The 14,103-nt window shown below is 73.5% G+C and carries 15 protein-coding genes; 11 read left to right on the top strand and 4 right to left on the bottom strand.

Features of this window, described 5'->3' with window-relative positions; translation table 11 throughout:
• From J2S63_RS16455 to J2S63_RS16485, 7 genes are all read left to right on the top strand, one after another.
• Positions 1 to 1,941: an ABC transporter permease gene (locus J2S63_RS16455; protein WP_310304438.1), complete on the top strand. Its 1,941-nt coding sequence runs from the start codon at positions 1 to 3 to the stop codon at positions 1,939 to 1,941.
• A 4-nt stretch (positions 1,942 to 1,945) separates the two neighbouring features.
• Positions 1,946 to 2,659 carry an ABC transporter ATP-binding protein gene (locus tag J2S63_RS16460; RefSeq protein WP_310304441.1) on the top strand — a complete coding sequence of 238 codons (714 nt, stop codon included), beginning with the start codon at positions 1,946 to 1,948 and terminating at the stop codon, positions 2,657 to 2,659.
• On the top strand, positions 2,656 to 3,360 hold the full coding sequence (locus tag J2S63_RS16465; protein WP_310304443.1) for an ABC transporter ATP-binding protein: 705 nt from the start codon (positions 2,656 to 2,658) through the stop codon (positions 3,358 to 3,360). Before J2S63_RS16460 ends, J2S63_RS16465 begins: the two co-directional genes overlap by 4 nt.
• A complete protein-coding gene (locus J2S63_RS16470; RefSeq protein WP_310304445.1) occupies positions 3,357 to 4,925 on the top strand; it encodes a choice-of-anchor P domain-containing protein in 1,569 nt (522 codons plus the stop codon). Before J2S63_RS16465 ends, J2S63_RS16470 begins: the two co-directional genes overlap by 4 nt.
• Position 4,926: 1 nt before the next feature.
• Entirely contained in the window at positions 4,927 to 5,460 is a 534-nt protein-coding gene (locus J2S63_RS16475; protein WP_310304448.1) for a DUF1700 domain-containing protein, read from the top strand.
• A gap of 158 nt (positions 5,461 to 5,618) precedes the next feature.
• Positions 5,619 to 5,864: a hypothetical protein gene (locus J2S63_RS16480; RefSeq protein WP_310304450.1), complete on the top strand. Its 246-nt coding sequence runs from the start codon at positions 5,619 to 5,621 to the stop codon at positions 5,862 to 5,864.
• Positions 5,865 to 5,927: 63 nt separating this feature from the next.
• Complete coding sequence (locus J2S63_RS16485) at positions 5,928 to 7,328, top strand: APC family permease (RefSeq protein WP_310304452.1); 1,401 nt, start codon at positions 5,928 to 5,930, stop codon at positions 7,326 to 7,328.
• Here the strand turns inward: J2S63_RS16485 and J2S63_RS16490 are convergent.
• Together J2S63_RS16490 and ddaH are read right to left on the bottom strand one after the other, a co-directional pair.
• The gene (locus J2S63_RS16490; protein WP_310304456.1) at positions 7,304 to 7,831 is read right to left on the bottom strand and encodes a DUF488 domain-containing protein; all 528 of its coding nucleotides are present in this window, start codon (positions 7,829 to 7,831) and stop codon (positions 7,304 to 7,306) included. The genes J2S63_RS16485 and J2S63_RS16490 overlap by 25 nt on opposite strands.
• A complete protein-coding gene (gene ddaH / locus J2S63_RS16495; protein ID WP_310304458.1) occupies positions 7,822 to 8,643 on the bottom strand; it encodes a dimethylargininase in 822 nt (273 codons plus the stop codon). Before ddaH ends, J2S63_RS16490 begins: the two co-directional genes overlap by 10 nt.
• Positions 8,644 to 8,674: 31 nt before the next feature.
• Here ddaH and J2S63_RS16500 point away from each other — a divergent pair, with 31 nt between their 5' ends.
• Positions 8,675 to 9,676, top strand: a complete 1,002-nt coding sequence (locus tag J2S63_RS16500) for an NAD-dependent epimerase/dehydratase family protein (RefSeq protein ID WP_310304460.1) — start codon at positions 8,675 to 8,677, stop codon at positions 9,674 to 9,676.
• Here the strand turns inward: J2S63_RS16500 and J2S63_RS16505 are convergent, their stop codons facing one another.
• Together J2S63_RS16505 and J2S63_RS16510 are read right to left on the bottom strand one after the other, a co-directional pair.
• On the bottom strand, positions 9,677 to 10,861 hold the full coding sequence (locus J2S63_RS16505; RefSeq protein ID WP_310304463.1) for an NAD(P)/FAD-dependent oxidoreductase: 1,185 nt from the start codon (positions 10,859 to 10,861) through the stop codon (positions 9,677 to 9,679).
• A 52-nt stretch (positions 10,862 to 10,913) separates the two neighbouring features.
• Entirely contained in the window at positions 10,914 to 12,056 is a 1,143-nt protein-coding gene (locus J2S63_RS16510; protein WP_310304466.1) for a citrate synthase 2, read from the bottom strand.
• 61 nt (positions 12,057 to 12,117) lie between these two features.
• Between J2S63_RS16510 and pdxH the strand changes: the two genes are divergently transcribed.
• From pdxH to J2S63_RS16525, 3 genes are all read left to right on the top strand, one after another.
• Positions 12,118 to 12,819, top strand: coding sequence for a pyridoxamine 5'-phosphate oxidase (pdxH, locus tag J2S63_RS16515; protein ID WP_310304468.1), 702 nt, complete (start codon positions 12,118 to 12,120; stop codon positions 12,817 to 12,819).
• 136 nt (positions 12,820 to 12,955) lie between these two features.
• Positions 12,956 to 13,174: an RNA polymerase subunit sigma-70 gene (locus tag J2S63_RS16520; protein WP_310304471.1), complete on the top strand. Its 219-nt coding sequence runs from the start codon at positions 12,956 to 12,958 to the stop codon at positions 13,172 to 13,174.
• A gap of 61 nt (positions 13,175 to 13,235) precedes the next feature.
• Complete coding sequence (locus J2S63_RS16525) at positions 13,236 to 14,015, top strand: Clp protease N-terminal domain-containing protein (protein ID WP_310304474.1); 780 nt, start codon at positions 13,236 to 13,238, stop codon at positions 14,013 to 14,015.
• Positions 14,016 to 14,103: the final 88 nt, after the last annotated feature.

Below are 14,103 nucleotides of genomic sequence, written 5' to 3' on the forward strand. Positions count from 1 at the left end.
ATGGAGTCGTTGCTCACCTACACGCTGACCGGGGTCTTCACCGGCGCGGCCTACGCCATCGCCGCCTCGGGGCTCGTGCTCACCTACAGCACCACCCGCGTCTTCAACGTCGCGCACGGCGCCTTCGGGATGCTGCTGGCCTTCGTCTTCTGGGACTTCAGCACCCGGCAGGGGCTGCCGCCGGGCATCGCCCTGCTGCTGGTGCTGTTCGTGGTCGCGCCGCTGGTCGGCCTCCTGGTGCAGCGGTTCCTCGCCCGCGGCCTCGGCGAGGCGCCCGTCGGGGTCGGCATCGTCGTCACCGTCGGGCTGCTGGTCTCGCTGATCGGCGTGGCCCAGCAGATCTGGCCGCCCGACGAGATCCGGCAGGTGCCGCAGTTCTTCCAGGGCCACGGGGTCCACGTGTTCGGCACCTTCGTCACCGCCCACCAGCTGATGACCATCGCGCTGTCCGGGGTCGTGGCCGGCCTGCTGTTCCTGCTGCTCAACCGCACCCGCATCGGTGCCGCCATGCGGGCCTCGGTCGACAACCCCGACCTGCTCCGGCTGTACGGCGGCCGCCCCGACACGGTGGCCGCGCTCGCCTGGGCGATCGGCGTCAGCCTCGCGGCGCTGGGCGGCATCCTGCTGGCGCCGACGATCGGCCTCAACTACTACGACCTCACGCTGCTGGTGATCAACGCCTACGCCGCCGCGATGCTCGGCCGGCTCAAGAGCCTGCCCATGGCGTTCGCGGGGGCGATGGGGCTCGGCGTGACCCAGGCCTACCTCGTCGGCTACCTGCCGAGCAGCTCGGCGTTCGGGGGCCTGCGGGCCGTCGTACCCACGCTGTTCCTGTTCATCGTCATCGTCCTCATGCCGCAGGCGCCGCTGCGCATCGGGCAGGTCAAGGGGCTCAAGGCGGCGCCGGTGCCGACCGCGGTGCGCTCCACCGCCGCGGGCGGCGCGCTGATCGTGGGCGTGGCCGCGCTGGCGATGGTGCTCGGCGAGGCCGACCTGCTGCTGCTCGGCACGGCCATCACCTACGCGATCGTGATGCTGTCGCTGGTGCTGCTCACCGGCTACGGCGGCCACGTCTCGCTGGCCCAGTTCACCTTCGCGGGGGTCGGCGCGCTGGCCTACGCCAAGCTCGACTCGCCCACCCTGCTGGGCGTCGTGCTCGCGGCGCTGGTCGCGGCCGCCGTCGGCGCGCTGGTGGCGCTGCCCGTCCTGAGGCTGACCGGCCTCTACCTCGCGCTCAGCACGCTGGCGTTCGCGCAGCTGATGGACAAGCTGGTCTTCCAGTCCGAGTTCGGCTTCGGCTTCAACGGCTCGCTGGACGCGACCCGGATGTCCTTGCTGGGCGTGCGGATCAGCGACACCGGCGCCTATGCCACGCTGATGTCGCTGTTCTTCGTGCTCACCGCGGTCGGCGTCCTCGCCCTGCGGCGCGGCACCATCGGCCGCCTGCTGATCGCGATGCGCGACAGCCAGGCCGCGTGCGGCACGCTCGGCCTCAACATGCGCTGGTTCCGGGTCGGGCTCTTCGCGCTGTCCGCCGGCATCTCCGGCATGGCGGGCGCGCTGTTCGCCGGGCTGCGCGGCACCTTCGGCGCCGCCGACTTCCAGTTCTTCGCCAGCCTCCTGCTGCTGCTGATCGCGGTCGTCTGCGGGGTCACCTCGGTCACCGGGGCGGCCATGGGCGGTGTGCTGCTGATGTACCTGCCGGTCGCGCAGTCGGCCAACCCGGCGGTCGCGGGCCTCGCCTTCGTGGTCGTCGGCGGAGGCGCGGTCGTGCTGGGCCGCGACCCCAACGGTCTGGCCAACCGCCTGTTCACGTTGGGCAGACGGCTCGAGCCGTACGTCGCCGCGCGGGTCCCCGCGCTCCTCGCGCCGGGGCTGTCCCGCGTCCGGCCGGGCTCCGACCGACAGGGGGTGACCGACGATGTCGCTGTTGCAGGTTGAGCACGTGGTGGTCCAGTTCGGTGGGGTGACCGCGGTCGACGACGCCACCTTCTCCGTCGAGCCGGCCACGATCACCGGGCTGATCGGACCCAACGGGGCGGGCAAGACGACGTGCTTCAACGTCATCTCCGGCCTCCAGCGGCCGACCAAGGGGCGGGTGCGCTTCCGGGACCAGGACGTCACCTCGCTCAGCGTCGACGGCCGCGCGCGACGGGGGATGGGCCGCACCTTCCAGCGCCTCGAGGCCTTCGGGTCCCTGTCGGTGCGGGACAACGTCATGGTCGCCCTCGACATCAACCGCGGGCTGCGCGGGCTGTTCACGAACGGCCGCAAGGACGCCGACGCGCTGCTCGAGCGGGTCGGCATCGCGTCGTACGCCGAGGAGCGCGCGGACTCCGTGCCGACCGGCACCGCGCGCCTGCTGGAGCTGGCCAGGGCGCTGGCCTGCGAGCCCAGGCTGCTGCTGCTCGACGAGCCGTCCTCCGGCCTCGACGAGGCCGAGACCGACGACTTCGGGTCCCTGCTGCAGGAGCTGGCCGCCTCCGGGGTCGCGATCCTCATGGTCGAGCACGACATGGACCTGGTGATGGCCGTCTGCCAGGAGCTCCACGTGCTCGACTTCGGCCGGATCATCGCCTCCGGGACGCCCGCCGCGATCCGGCAGGACCGCACGGTCCAGGAGGCCTACCTCGGCTACTCCGAGGAGGTCGTGGCGTGATCCCCATCCTCGAGGTCGTCGACCTCCACGCCGCCTACGGCCGGATCGAGGTCCTGCGCGGCGTCGACCTGCGGGTGCCCAAGGGCGCCGTCGTGGCGCTGCTCGGGCCCAACGGCGCGGGCAAGTCGACGCTGATCAAGGTGATCAGCGGACAGATGAGGCCGACGTCCGGCGAGATCCACATGGCGGGCGTGCACGTGAAGGGCGCCGGTCCCGACGAGCTCGCCCGGCTCGGGCTCACGACGGTCCCCGAGGGCCGCAGCGTGTTCCCCAACCTCACCGTCGCGGAGAACCTGCGCCTGGTCTCCTACGCGGGGGTCCCGGCGGCCCAGGTCTACGACACCGCCTACACCTACTTCCCCCGGCTGCACCAGCGGCAGGACCAGCTGGCCGGCACGCTGTCCGGGGGCGAGCAGCAGATGCTCGCGATGGCGCGGGCGCTGGCCAGCGACCCCGCCCTGCTGCTGCTCGACGAGCTGTCGATGGGACTCGCGCCGCTGATCGTCGAGGAGCTCTACCGGACCGTCGCGCAGATCGCGGAGTCCGGGGTCTCGATCCTCGTGGTCGAGCAGTTCGCCCGCACGGCGCTGGCGGTCTCGGACCACGCCGCGGTGATGAGCGGGGGCCGCATCGTGGCCACAGGTGAGCCCGACGAGATCGGCCGGCAGATGGCCGACGTGATGCTGGGAGGTGCCGCATGAGGCGGTTGCTCGTGAGCGGACTGGGGGCCGGGGTCGCCGCGCTGGCGGTGCCCGTCGTGGCCACGGCGCCGGCGACGGCCGGGCAGGAGCTCGGTGGCTTCGTCACCAGCGCGACGGCTACGCCGCTGCGCGTCGAGGTCTACGAACGGACCATCCCGCTGCCGACCGAGCCGCAGGGGGAGGTCAACCTCGCCTACACGCGCTCCAGCGGGACGAGCGGCCCGCAGGGACAGGGGCGCGCGTCGTACCTCTGGCCGGGCGCGGCGGTCGGCGACGGGTTCAAGACGATCGCCGACCAGCTGCAGCTGCCGCCCCAGGTCGGGGAGCAGGGCTACCCGTTCCAGGTCAACTCCACCTATCCCGGCGGCGCGGCCAAGGACAAGGACGAGCCGTTCCCGGGCACGGTCATGCGTACGAGCTCCGACGGCACCGCGACGGTCGCCAAGGCCGGCTTCTCCACCACCGGCGACGTGGCGGAGGAGGGTGACCAGCCGTCCTCCTCGCCTTCCCCGGGGCCGGGCCTGCCGACCGGGCTCCCGGGGGTGCCGGGCGCGCCGAGCCCGAAGGCCAGGGCCGCGGGCGACCCCCCGAACGACGGTGGCCTCGGCGCCCTCTCCGCGCTGGTGCAGGTGGGCTCGGCGACCAGCGTGAGCCGGTCCTCCTACGCCACCGACACGATCACCTCGGTCGGCACCGCCCGCCTGGTCGACCTGTCGATCCTGGGAGGCGTCATCACCGCCGACCAGCTGCGGCTGACCGGCCGCACCTCCAGCAACGTCGAGCGCTCCACGAGCCGGCGGACGGTGGCGATCTCCGGGCTGGAGGTCGCGGGCACGCCGGTGACCCTCACCGAGAAGGGCCTGGTCGTCGGTCCCCAGGGCGGTGACCTGCCGTCGCTGGGCGAGGAGCCCGACAAGGCGCTCGCCGAGCTCGGCATCGCGGTCTCGCTGCCGACCGTGACCACCAGCAAGGGGCGCGACGCCCAGGAGGTGCGCGGCATCCAGGTCTCGATCGACCTCGCCAAGCTGCGCGACCGGGTCGACACCTCGCCGCTGGACGGTCCGCTCGGGCAGGTGGTCTCGCAGCTCCCCGACCAGCTCGGCCCCCTCAAGGGCCTGCTCGGCGCGCCGACGCAGGCGCGGCCGCGCCTGGTCCTCGTGCTCGGCGACGTCCTCACCGACGCCGCCGCGTCGCCCGCCATCCAGGTCGACCTGCCCTCGACCGGCGCCCCGGTCAAGGCCGGGAGCGGCGGCGGCGCTCCCGCGCTCAGCGGGGGATCACCCGGTGGTGGCGTGACGGGGGGAGGAGCCCCGGCCGCAGTACCCGCGCCCCTCGCCGGCGGCCAGACGCAGGAGGTCGTGCCCACGACCAGCGCGGCCCTGGAGCCGGTCGCCTCGGGCCTGCCGCCGCTCGGGAGCGTGCCCGGGATGCTCCTCCTGCTCGGGGTCGCGGTCGCCGGCGGTGCCGGCTGGTGGCTGCAGAAGGTGGGTGGCGTGGTGCTCGGCGCCGGTGCCGCCTGCCCCCACGGACTCGACTCCGGCGTACCCGACCTCCGAAAGGCCTGACATGACGACGACCGCTCCCGAGACCCGCCTCACCCTGCCCAAGGTCGGCACCCGCAGCGGGTCCGGCATCGCGCCGCTGCGCGGCAACGGCGCGGCCACCCTCCAGCTGGTGCTGTTCGTCGGCGGAGCGGTGATGCTGCCGCTCGGGCTGGTGGTGATCATCCTGGGGTGGTACGGCGCGTCCAACACGCCCTACCAGTACGACCAGCTGTCCTACCTCGTCTCCGGTGGCCTCTTCGGGCTCGGCCTCACGTTCTGCGGAGGCTTCCTGTACTTCGGGGCCTGGCTCGCGCGCATCGCCGCCGACCAGCGCGAGAGCGCCAAGCGGCTCGCCGACACGCTGCTGGTGCTGGCCGACGTGGTGTCGGCCCCGGGTCCGGTGCGTGAGCCGGGCTCGGTCCTCGTCGTGGCCGGGGGTGGCGCGACGGTCCACCGTGCGGACTGCGCCCTGGTCGCCGGCCGCGACGACGTCGCGCCGGCCGGTGCCGACGGGGCGGACCTGCACCCCTGCCGGGTCTGCCGCCCGGGGGCCTAGACGATCCCGACCCGCCTGCCTGCCTGCCTGCCTGGCGCGACCTGCCACATTCACCCTTCACGACGAGGGCGGAAGGCCCGGGTCGTCGGGACGAACCTCCCCATCTCGGGCGACAGTGGGGGAAACGCACACCGCTGCCGTCACACTTTACTTCCGTGATGAGGTCGCGAACGCTCGGACTGGCCACCGGCAAGGCGCTCGGTGATGCCTCGGTGCACCTGTTCGACGGGGACGAGGGGCACGCGCTGTGCGCGCGGCCCCGCCTCCCCGCGACCCCGTCGGAGGGCTTCCGCACCGCTCCCTGCGGGGAGTGCCTCGGACGCGCGCTGGCGCGCGGCCACCTGAGCGCTCGCGACGGGGGCGAAGCGTTCATCAACCTCCGCCGGGTCGGCCTGCCTGCTTGACCCGGAGGACGTCACACCTTGGGGCAGGCATGCGACCGGACGTCGGCGGGAAGAGATGTTTGCGTGAGCGCATCGATCTCCACTGCCTCGTCCACCACCTCCGCCACCACCCGTCCCGACGGCGGCATCGGCCTCTGGTCCTGCGTGGCCTTCGCCGTCGGCACGATGGTGGGCGCCGGGGTCTTCGTGCTCTCGGGCCTCGCGGTCGAGCGCGCCGGTCCGGCGGCCCTGGCCTCCTTCGTCCTCGCCGGGGTCCTCGTGCTCCTGTCCGCGCTGTCGTTCACCGTGGTGGCCAGCCGGGCGGGCCAGGGGGAGTCGGGCTACGCCTACGTCGGCCGCGCGCTCGGCGGCTACTGGCGGTTCTTCGCCCTGTGGGCCTTCTACGTCGGCGGCGTCATCGGGGTGGCGTTCGTGCTGGGCGCCTTCGGCGCCTACGTCCACGACTTCTTCGTCGACGGGGTCCCGGCCCTGGTGTGGGCGGTCGCGGGCGCGGTGGTCCTGACCCTGCTCAACCTCGGCCCTGCCGACCTGATCGGGCGAGCCGAGACCGCGCTGGTCGCGCTCAAGGTCGGGATCCTGGCCCTCCTCATCGTCTTCGCGTTCATCCACCTCGACCGGGCGAGTTTCACGCCGTTCGCGCCGCACGGGGCGTCGTCGGTGGTGACGACCAGCGGGCTGCTGTTCGTGGCCTACCTGGGGTTCAACGTCGTGTGCAGCATGGCGCCCGAGGTGCGTGACGCGCGCCGGACCATCCCGCGGGCGATCGTGCTCAGCATGGCCATCGTGGTGGTCGTCTACCTCGGCGTGGTGGTCGCCCTGCTGGCCGGCGGCATCACGACGTACGACGAGGCGTCGGTCGGCCAGGCCGCGGAGAACCTGATGGGCTCCTGGGGCGGGGTGCTGATCCCGGTCGCGGCGCTGGTCTCGACGCTGTCGGCCGCCAACGCCAACATCCTCGGCTCCTCGGAGATCATGGTGCGCCTGGCCGTCCGCAAGGACGTGCCCACCGTCCTGGGCCGGATGTGGCACGGGCACCCGGCGGTGAGCGTCCTGGGTGGTGCCGTGCTCTACGTCGTGCTCCTGCTCACCGGCAGCACCGACAGCGTGGTCTCGCTGGCCAACGTCGCGGCGATCGCGGCGATGGCGGTGGTCAACGTGGGGGCCTACGCCGCGATGCGCCACGACCCCCGCGGCGGGGTCCGGCTGCCGGGTGGCCCGGTGCTCCCGGTGCTGGGCCTGGTCACGGCCCTGAGCCAGCTGTTCTTCCTGGACTGGGTCCCGGTGCTCGTCGGCGCCGGACTGCTCGCGGCCGGGTCCGTGCTCTACCTGGTCCGGCACCGCTTCCACCACCCGGTGGACCACGCCGCGCTCCAGCACGAGGTCGACCACGGCCGGACCCCGGGGGTCCGAGCCGTCGGCGGTCGTCGACGGGTGCAGGCTCAGCCCGAGGCGTCGGCGGGGTAGACGAGGTCCTGCCCGACGACCGTCGCGGACTCGGGTGGGACGTGGACCGTCCTCCTGCCGTCGTGCCCGAGGTGCTCCACCTGCAGGCCGTGCAGGAGGACCGCGGCGTCGGCGACCAGCCGCCGGTGGCACCGCCACCACAGCGACTCGCTGCACATCACCGCGGTCAGCGGGTCGGCGGCGGGCAGCACGGCGGCGAGACCCTCGCGGAACTCGTCGGTGCGCATGTGGGCGGCGTACGCGCGGAAGGCCGTCACGCGCCACCACCGGTCGCGGTCGTCCTCGGCGACCGGGATCCTCCGCCGCCCGCCCAGCCGCGGCTCCCATCGGTAGGCGATGCCGGCCGCGGGCAGCCAGACCTCCATCGCCTCGCGTGCGAGGTCCGGCTGTCGCCGGCTGCCGGGGAAGCGGCGCACGTCGACGACCCGCCCCACGCCCGCGTCGCTCAGCAGGGCGACCAGGTCGTCCGGCGTGGCGGTCCCGTGGCCGAAGGTCAGCAGCATGCGTCCTCGGTGCCCAGGGTGAGCCCGCGCAGCCGCACCGACAGGCAGGTCACGCTCGACTCGCGCTTCTCCAGCTCGGAGATGTCGACCGCGACCAGCTCGTAGCCCCGGTCCACCAGCATCTGGGAGGTCCGCGGCGCGCTGGTCGAGACCAGCAGCCGGTCGTCGCCGAGCAGCACCACGCGCCAGCCGTTGCGCTCGGGCACCGGCGTGAGGTTCGGGAACGCGTCCGGCTCGTCGAGCAGCGGCACGTAGCCGAGCAGCGTCCCGTCGGGCAGCGCGGTGACCGTGGTCTTGAGGTGCAGCGCGCGGGACGTGCGCACCGGGACGACGCGGATGTCCAGAGGGGCGACGAGGTCGGCCAGCTGACGGGCTCCTTCGTGGCTGGTGCGACCGCCCACCCCCACGAACCACGACGACCCGAGCTTGAGCACGTCGCCACCGTCGAGCGTGGCGGGCGCGGTGATCCGCTCGATGCGGAACCCGAGCCCCGCCAGGGCGCGCTCGGTCCCGGTGGTCTCGGCCAGGCGCTCGCGCGCACCGGGTCGCGCGACGACCGCGAGGTCGTCGACCACCACGACCGTGTCCTCGACGAACGGCGCGTCGGGCAGGTCGTCGGCGGGCTCGACCTCGACCGTGGCCCAGCCGCCGGCCCGGAACGCGGCGACGTAGTCGGCCCACTGCCGCGCTGCCAGGTCGGGGTCGACCGGCACGCGGTCGATGTGGGTGGTGAGCCCGTCGTCGAAGCGGGGGCCGGGCCGGCGCACGAGCGCCGTGCCCGGTCGGTGGTCGGGCACCTGGGCCGGGGACATGGGCGCAGGCTAACGGGGGTAGGACCCCGCCATGACCGAGGCACCTTCTCCTGCACCCCTGACCGTCGCCGTCACCGGACCCACCGGCACGTTCGGCTTCGGGCTCATGCCCCTCCTGCAGGACGACGAGCGCGTCGGCAAGGTCGTCGGCATCGCTCGCCGGCCCTTCGACCCCGGTGAGCACGGGTGGTCGAAGATGGTCTACCGCCAGGGCGACGTGCGCGACCCCGACGCGCTGGCCGAGGCCTTCGCCGGCGCGGACGCCGTGGTGCACCTGGCCTTCCTCATCGTCGGCGGGTCCAAGGAGACGACGCAGGCGATCAACGTCGAGGGCACGGTCAACGCCTTCCGCGCCGCGGCCGAGGCCGGCGTGAAGCGGTTCGTCTACTCCTCGTCGATCGCCGCCTACGGCTTCCACCCCGACACCCCGGTCGGCATCACCGAGGACTGGCCGACCCGTCCCGCCGACCGGCTCTTCTACGCCCAGGAGAAGGCCGAGCTCGAGCGCCGGCTGGGGGAGGAGGCGGCGCAGCACCCGGAGATCGACGTCTACCTGCTGCGACCCCCGATCGTCCTGGGCCCGCACGCGGTCGGCGCCAAGGTCGTCCTGCCCGCGCCCCTCGGTGCCCTGGCCAAGGCGATGGCCGGTGGGTGGAAGCGCCTGCCGGTCCGGGTGCCGGTGGTGGTCGCGGACGTGCCCATCCAGTTCATCCACGAGTCCGACGTCGGCCGGGCCCTCCTGCAGTGCGTCGTCGCGGCCGGCCCGCCCGGGGCCTACAACATCGCCGCCGACGACGTGGTCAGCAGCGTGCAGATCGCGCGCGAGGTCGGCGCCCGGCCGATCCCGCTCCCGGGCCGGCCGCTGCACGCCGCGGCCCGCGCGCTGTCGCGCGTCCCCGGCCTGCCGTCGGTGACCGGCTGGGTCGAGGCGCTCGCGCAGCCGATGGTGATGGACACCACCAAGGCGCGCACGGAGCTCGGGTGGACCCCCGAGCACTCCGGGCTCGACGCCCTGCGCGACACCCTGGGCTGATCAGACCTTGCCGCGCAGGATGCGGTGGAAGTAGACGCGGGGGAGGCCGTAGCGGTCGAACAGCCAGGTCGATCGCCTCGGTCGGGTCAGGTCGGGGAAGGGCGTGCTCGGTGCCGGCCGACCGTCCCGGTCGACCTCGACGAGCAGCAGCCTGCGCCGGCCGGTCGTCACCGGCATGACGGTGTAGCCGTCGTACGCCCGGAGCGCGGTGCCCGCCCGCGCGGCGGCGAGGTTGTGGGCCAGCACGTCGACCTGCGGGCGGAGCGCCCCGCCGGACGGGCGGGTGCCGAGGTCGGCGCCGTCGCCGATCGCCCAGACCTCGGGGTGGCGGCGGTGCCGCAGCGTCTCCGGGTCGACGTCGACGAGGCCGGTCTCGGCGCTCGCCAGGCCGCTGTCGGCCACCCACCGCGACGCGCGGTAGTGCGGCACCACGTGGGCGAAGTCCACCTCGAGCACCCGGTCGCCGCCCGGCGAGGCGACGGCGACGCTGCGGTGCTCGTCGTCGAGCCCCGTCACCCGGGACTCGCGCAGCACCTCCACGCCGTACGACGCGAAGGCGCGCTCGAGCGCCTGGTCCGCCCCCTCGTGGCCGGTCGCCGTCTGCCCAGGGAGGACGAGGCGCACGTCGAGCGAGCCCAGGTGACCCTCCCGCCGCCAGTGGTCGCAGGCCATCAACAGGGGCTTGAGCCCGGTCACCCCACAGGGAGCCGGCTCGGGAGGCACGGTGAACAGCACCGAGCCGGCACGCCGCGCGGACAGGTGCCCCCAGACGCGGCCGGCCGAGGGGATGACGAAGGTGGAAGCCGCCCAGCCCGAGGCGTAGGCCGCCTCGAGCCCGGGCGTCGCGTCCCAGTCCTCCTCCAGACCGGTGCAGAGCACCAGCGAGTGCCAGCCGATCGCGAGCCCCGACCCGGTCGTGAGCGTCGAGGTCGCCGGGTCGACGGAGGTGACCCGGTCACGGACCCAGACCGCACCCTCGGGCACCACGTCGGCCATCGGGCGCTCGAGCGACGCCATGGACGCCTCACCCGCGCCGACGTAGTTGAGCAGCGGGCGGTAGCGGTGCACCTGGTTCGGCTCGACGACCGCCACGTCCCGGGCGCCGTTGCGCAGCAGGCGCGCCGCCAGCGAGATCCCGGCGTTGCCGCCGCCCACGATCACCACGTCGTGCTGCTGCACGTCCACCTCAGCTCCCTCGGGCCCGACCTCTGGTCCAGGGCTCAGCCGACCCGCGAGCTCACTCGTCGGCGCCACCCACGAGCTCGTCGGCCGCGGACGTGTCGCCCCAGGCCTCGTTCCAGCCCTCGATCTCGCTGGCCGGCCGTGTGCTCGGGCCGGTGTAGATCGCGGAGGGCCGGATCAGGCGCCCGGTGGTCTTCTGCTCGAGGATGTGGGCCGACCAGCCACCCGTGCGCGCACAGGTGAACATCGAGGTGAACATGTTGGCCGGCACCTCGGCGAAGTCGAGGACGATGGCCGCCCAGAACTCCACGTTGGTCTCCAGCACACGGTCGGGGCGGCGCTCGCGCAGCTCCTTGAGCGCGGCCTGCTCGAGCCGCTCGGCCACCTCGTAGCGGGGCGCACCCAGCTCCTTCGCCGTACGACGGAGCACGCGGGCGCGCGGGTCCTCGGCGCGGTAGACGCGGTGACCGAAGCCCATCAGGCGCTCGCCGTCGTCGAGCAGCTTCTTGACGTAGGCGTCGGCGTCGCCGGACTTCTCGACGTCCTCGATCATGCCGAGCACGCGCGAGGGCGCGCCGCCGTGCAGCGGGCCGCTCATCGCGCCGATCGCACCGGAGAACGCGGCCGCGACGTCGGCGCCGGTCGAGGTGATCACGCGGGCGGTGAAGGTGGAGGCGTTCATGCCGTGCTCGGCCGCGCTGCTCCAGTAGGCGTCGATCGCCTTGACGTGCTTGGGGTCCGCCTCGCCCTTCCACCGGGTCAGGAACTTCTCGGCCAGCGTCGAGCCCTTGTCGACCTCGGCCTGCGGGACGATCGGCTTGCCGAGCCCGCGGGCGGCCTGGGCGGCGTACGACAGGACCATGACGGCGACGCGGGCCAGGTCGGTGCGCGCCTGCTCGTCGGAGATGTCGTAGGTCTGGCCCATGCCCAGCATCGGCGCGAGCATCGCGACCGCGGACTGCACGTCGGCCCGGACGTCGCCGGTGTGGATGGGCAGCGTGTAGGGCTCGGCGGGCGGGAGACCGGGCTCGAACTTCCCGTCGATGAGCAGGCCCCAGACCTTCTCGAACGGGATGCGGCCGACGATCTCCTCGATGTCGACACCGCGGTAGCGGAGCGCGGAGCCCTCCTTGTCGGGCTCTGCGATCTGGGTCTCGAACGCGACGACGCCCTCGAGCCCGTGGTGTACCTCGGTCATTCCGCCTCCTTGGCAGTTTGCGTGACGCTGGGCATTCTGCCCCACGACTACATTCGGCGACATGGCCGACGCCTCCGAGGACCTGAGCCCCGACGACCTGCCCGCCGCCGGCACCCACCGGTCCGCGGACCTCCGGGCCGTGCGCGAGGACTACTCGCTGGCCGGGCTGTCCGAGGAGGAGGCCGGCGACGACCCGTTCGCGCTGCTGCGGCGGTGGATGGACGACGCGATCGAGGCCGACCTCTACGACCCCACCGCGATGGTGGTGAGCACCGTCGGCGACGACGGGCGACCGTCCTCGCGCATGGTGCTGTGCAAGGGGTTCGACGAGCGGGGGCTGGTGTTCTACACCAACCAGCAGTCCCGCAAGGGCCAGGAGCTGGGGGAGCACCCCGACTGCGCACTGCTCTTCCCCTGGCACCCCCTGCAGCGCCAGGTGCGCATCGAGGGCACGGCCTCGGTGGTCGACGCGGGGGAGAGCGACGAGTACTTCGCCTCCCGTCCCCGCCCCTCCCAGCTCGGCGCCGTCGCCTCCCCGCAGTCGCAGCGGGTGGCGTCACGCGAGGCGCTGGACCAGCGGCTCGCCGCCCTCGAGGAGCAGTACGACGGCCAGGACGTCCCGCGGCCGCCGCAGTGGGGCGGCTACCGCGTCGCCCCGACGTACTTCGAGTTCTGGCAGGGCCGCAAGGGGCGCCTGCACGACCGGGTGGTCTTCGAGAAGTGCGACGACGGCTCCTGGGAGCGCTACCGCCTGGCTCCCTGAGCGCGCCGTCCCTCCGGTCCCGGGTAGTAGATCGGAGCTTCATCCGGCGTTGTGCCACGTGCGAAGCGACCACAACCTGCAGAAAGCAGTGTCAGGAAAAGTTGACAACCTGCAGTACGTCAGGTTTACTTGACGCATGGACGACGCCCGAGGACTCTCCGACGCCGCCGCCGACGCCGTGAGCGGAGACCCGGAGACGGGTCTGGCCGCGGTGCGCGCCCTCCGGGCACTCGCCGACCAGCTCGAGGACATCCAGGTCCGCAACGCGCGGGCCCGGGGCATGAGCTGGCAGGCGATCGCCGACGTGCTGCAGGTCAGCCGTCAGGCCGTCCACCAGAAGCACGCCCGCGACTGACGACGCGCCCGGGACCCCGGTGTCGCGCCCGCGGGCCCCGACCTGCCTTCAGGAGGCACCCATGTTTTCCCGACTCGACAACACGACCCGCATCGCCCTGATGCAAGCGTCCGAGGAGGCCCGCGACCTGGGTCACCCGACCCTGGGACCGGAGCACCTGCTGCTCGGTCTCCTCTCCGACCGGCGCAGCTCCGTCGCGGACCTGCTGCTCGCGCACGGCCTCTCCTTCGAGGGGTGCCGCGAGGCGGTCGTCACCTTCCACCGCGACCACCCCGCGCTCGACGAGGCACCCGCCTCCGAGGAGCCGGCGGGCGAGTCGCCCGACTCCGGCCCGGCCCAGGCCTACGAGGAGGACCGTGAGGCCCTCCGCGCCCTGGGCATCGACCTCGACCGCGTGCGCGAGGCGGTCCGCTCGACCTTCGGCGGCGACCTCGCCGAGGGCTGGGGCGGTCGCCCGGACCGTCGCGGCCGGGGGCGCGGTCGCGGCCGCGGTCCGTACGCCGGCCCGCACCGTCACGGTCACGGCCGTGGGCGTCGCGGCCCCCGCGGGGGCGGCGGCCCGTTCGGCCGGCCCTTCCGTGACTCGCTCAAGGACGTCCTGCGCGACACGATGCGCTCGCTGGCCGTGGAGCGCGTCGAGGAGCGGATCGAGGGACGCTTCGAGGGGCGGCCCGAGCGGGGGGAGCGCGGCCCCGGTCGCGGTCGCCGCGGGCCAGGTCGGCTCGACGTCGAGCGGGTGCTGCTCGCGCTGCTCGACAACCCCGACCCGGCGCTACGGGCCGCGGTCGCCGGGCTGGACGTCGACGGCGTACGGCGGGCGCTCGGCACGGTCGACGCCTGAGGTTTCGAGGCTCGGCTAGCGCCTCGCACCTCAACCAACGCCGAGGACGACCTACTTGTGAGTGAGCGCTCACTCACTTACGCTGGGC

This window comes from Nocardioides marmoribigeumensis (assembly GCF_031458325.1).
GTDB lineage: Bacteria > Actinomycetota > Actinomycetes > Propionibacteriales > Nocardioidaceae > Marmoricola_A > Marmoricola_A marmoribigeumensis.

What these genes read in the sequence shown, in the direction of transcription:
- J2S63_RS16455 (WP_310304438.1), top strand. Translation starts at nt 1, where the DNA reads ATGGAGTCGTTGCTCACCTACACGCTGACCGGGGTCTTCACCGGCGCG.
- J2S63_RS16470 (WP_310304445.1), top strand. Translation starts at nt 3,357, where the DNA reads ATGAGGCGGTTGCTCGTGAGCGGACTGGGGGCCGGGGTCGCCGCGCTG.
- J2S63_RS16475 (WP_310304448.1), top strand. Translation starts at nt 4,927, where the DNA reads ATGACGACGACCGCTCCCGAGACCCGCCTCACCCTGCCCAAGGTCGGC.
- J2S63_RS16480 (WP_310304450.1), top strand. Translation starts at nt 5,619, where the DNA reads ATGAGGTCGCGAACGCTCGGACTGGCCACCGGCAAGGCGCTCGGTGAT.
- J2S63_RS16490 (WP_310304456.1), bottom strand. Translation starts at nt 7,831, where the DNA reads ATGCTGCTGACCTTCGGCCACGGGACCGCCACGCCGGACGACCTGGTC.
- ddaH (WP_310304458.1), bottom strand. Translation starts at nt 8,643, where the DNA reads ATGTCCCCGGCCCAGGTGCCCGACCACCGACCGGGCACGGCGCTCGTG.
- J2S63_RS16500 (WP_310304460.1), top strand. Translation starts at nt 8,675, where the DNA reads ATGACCGAGGCACCTTCTCCTGCACCCCTGACCGTCGCCGTCACCGGA.
- J2S63_RS16510 (WP_310304466.1), bottom strand. Translation starts at nt 12,056, where the DNA reads ATGACCGAGGTACACCACGGGCTCGAGGGCGTCGTCGCGTTCGAGACC.
- pdxH (WP_310304468.1), top strand. Translation starts at nt 12,118, where the DNA reads ATGGCCGACGCCTCCGAGGACCTGAGCCCCGACGACCTGCCCGCCGCC.
- J2S63_RS16520 (WP_310304471.1), top strand. Translation starts at nt 12,956, where the DNA reads ATGGACGACGCCCGAGGACTCTCCGACGCCGCCGCCGACGCCGTGAGC.
- J2S63_RS16525 (WP_310304474.1), top strand. Translation starts at nt 13,236, where the DNA reads ATGTTTTCCCGACTCGACAACACGACCCGCATCGCCCTGATGCAAGCG.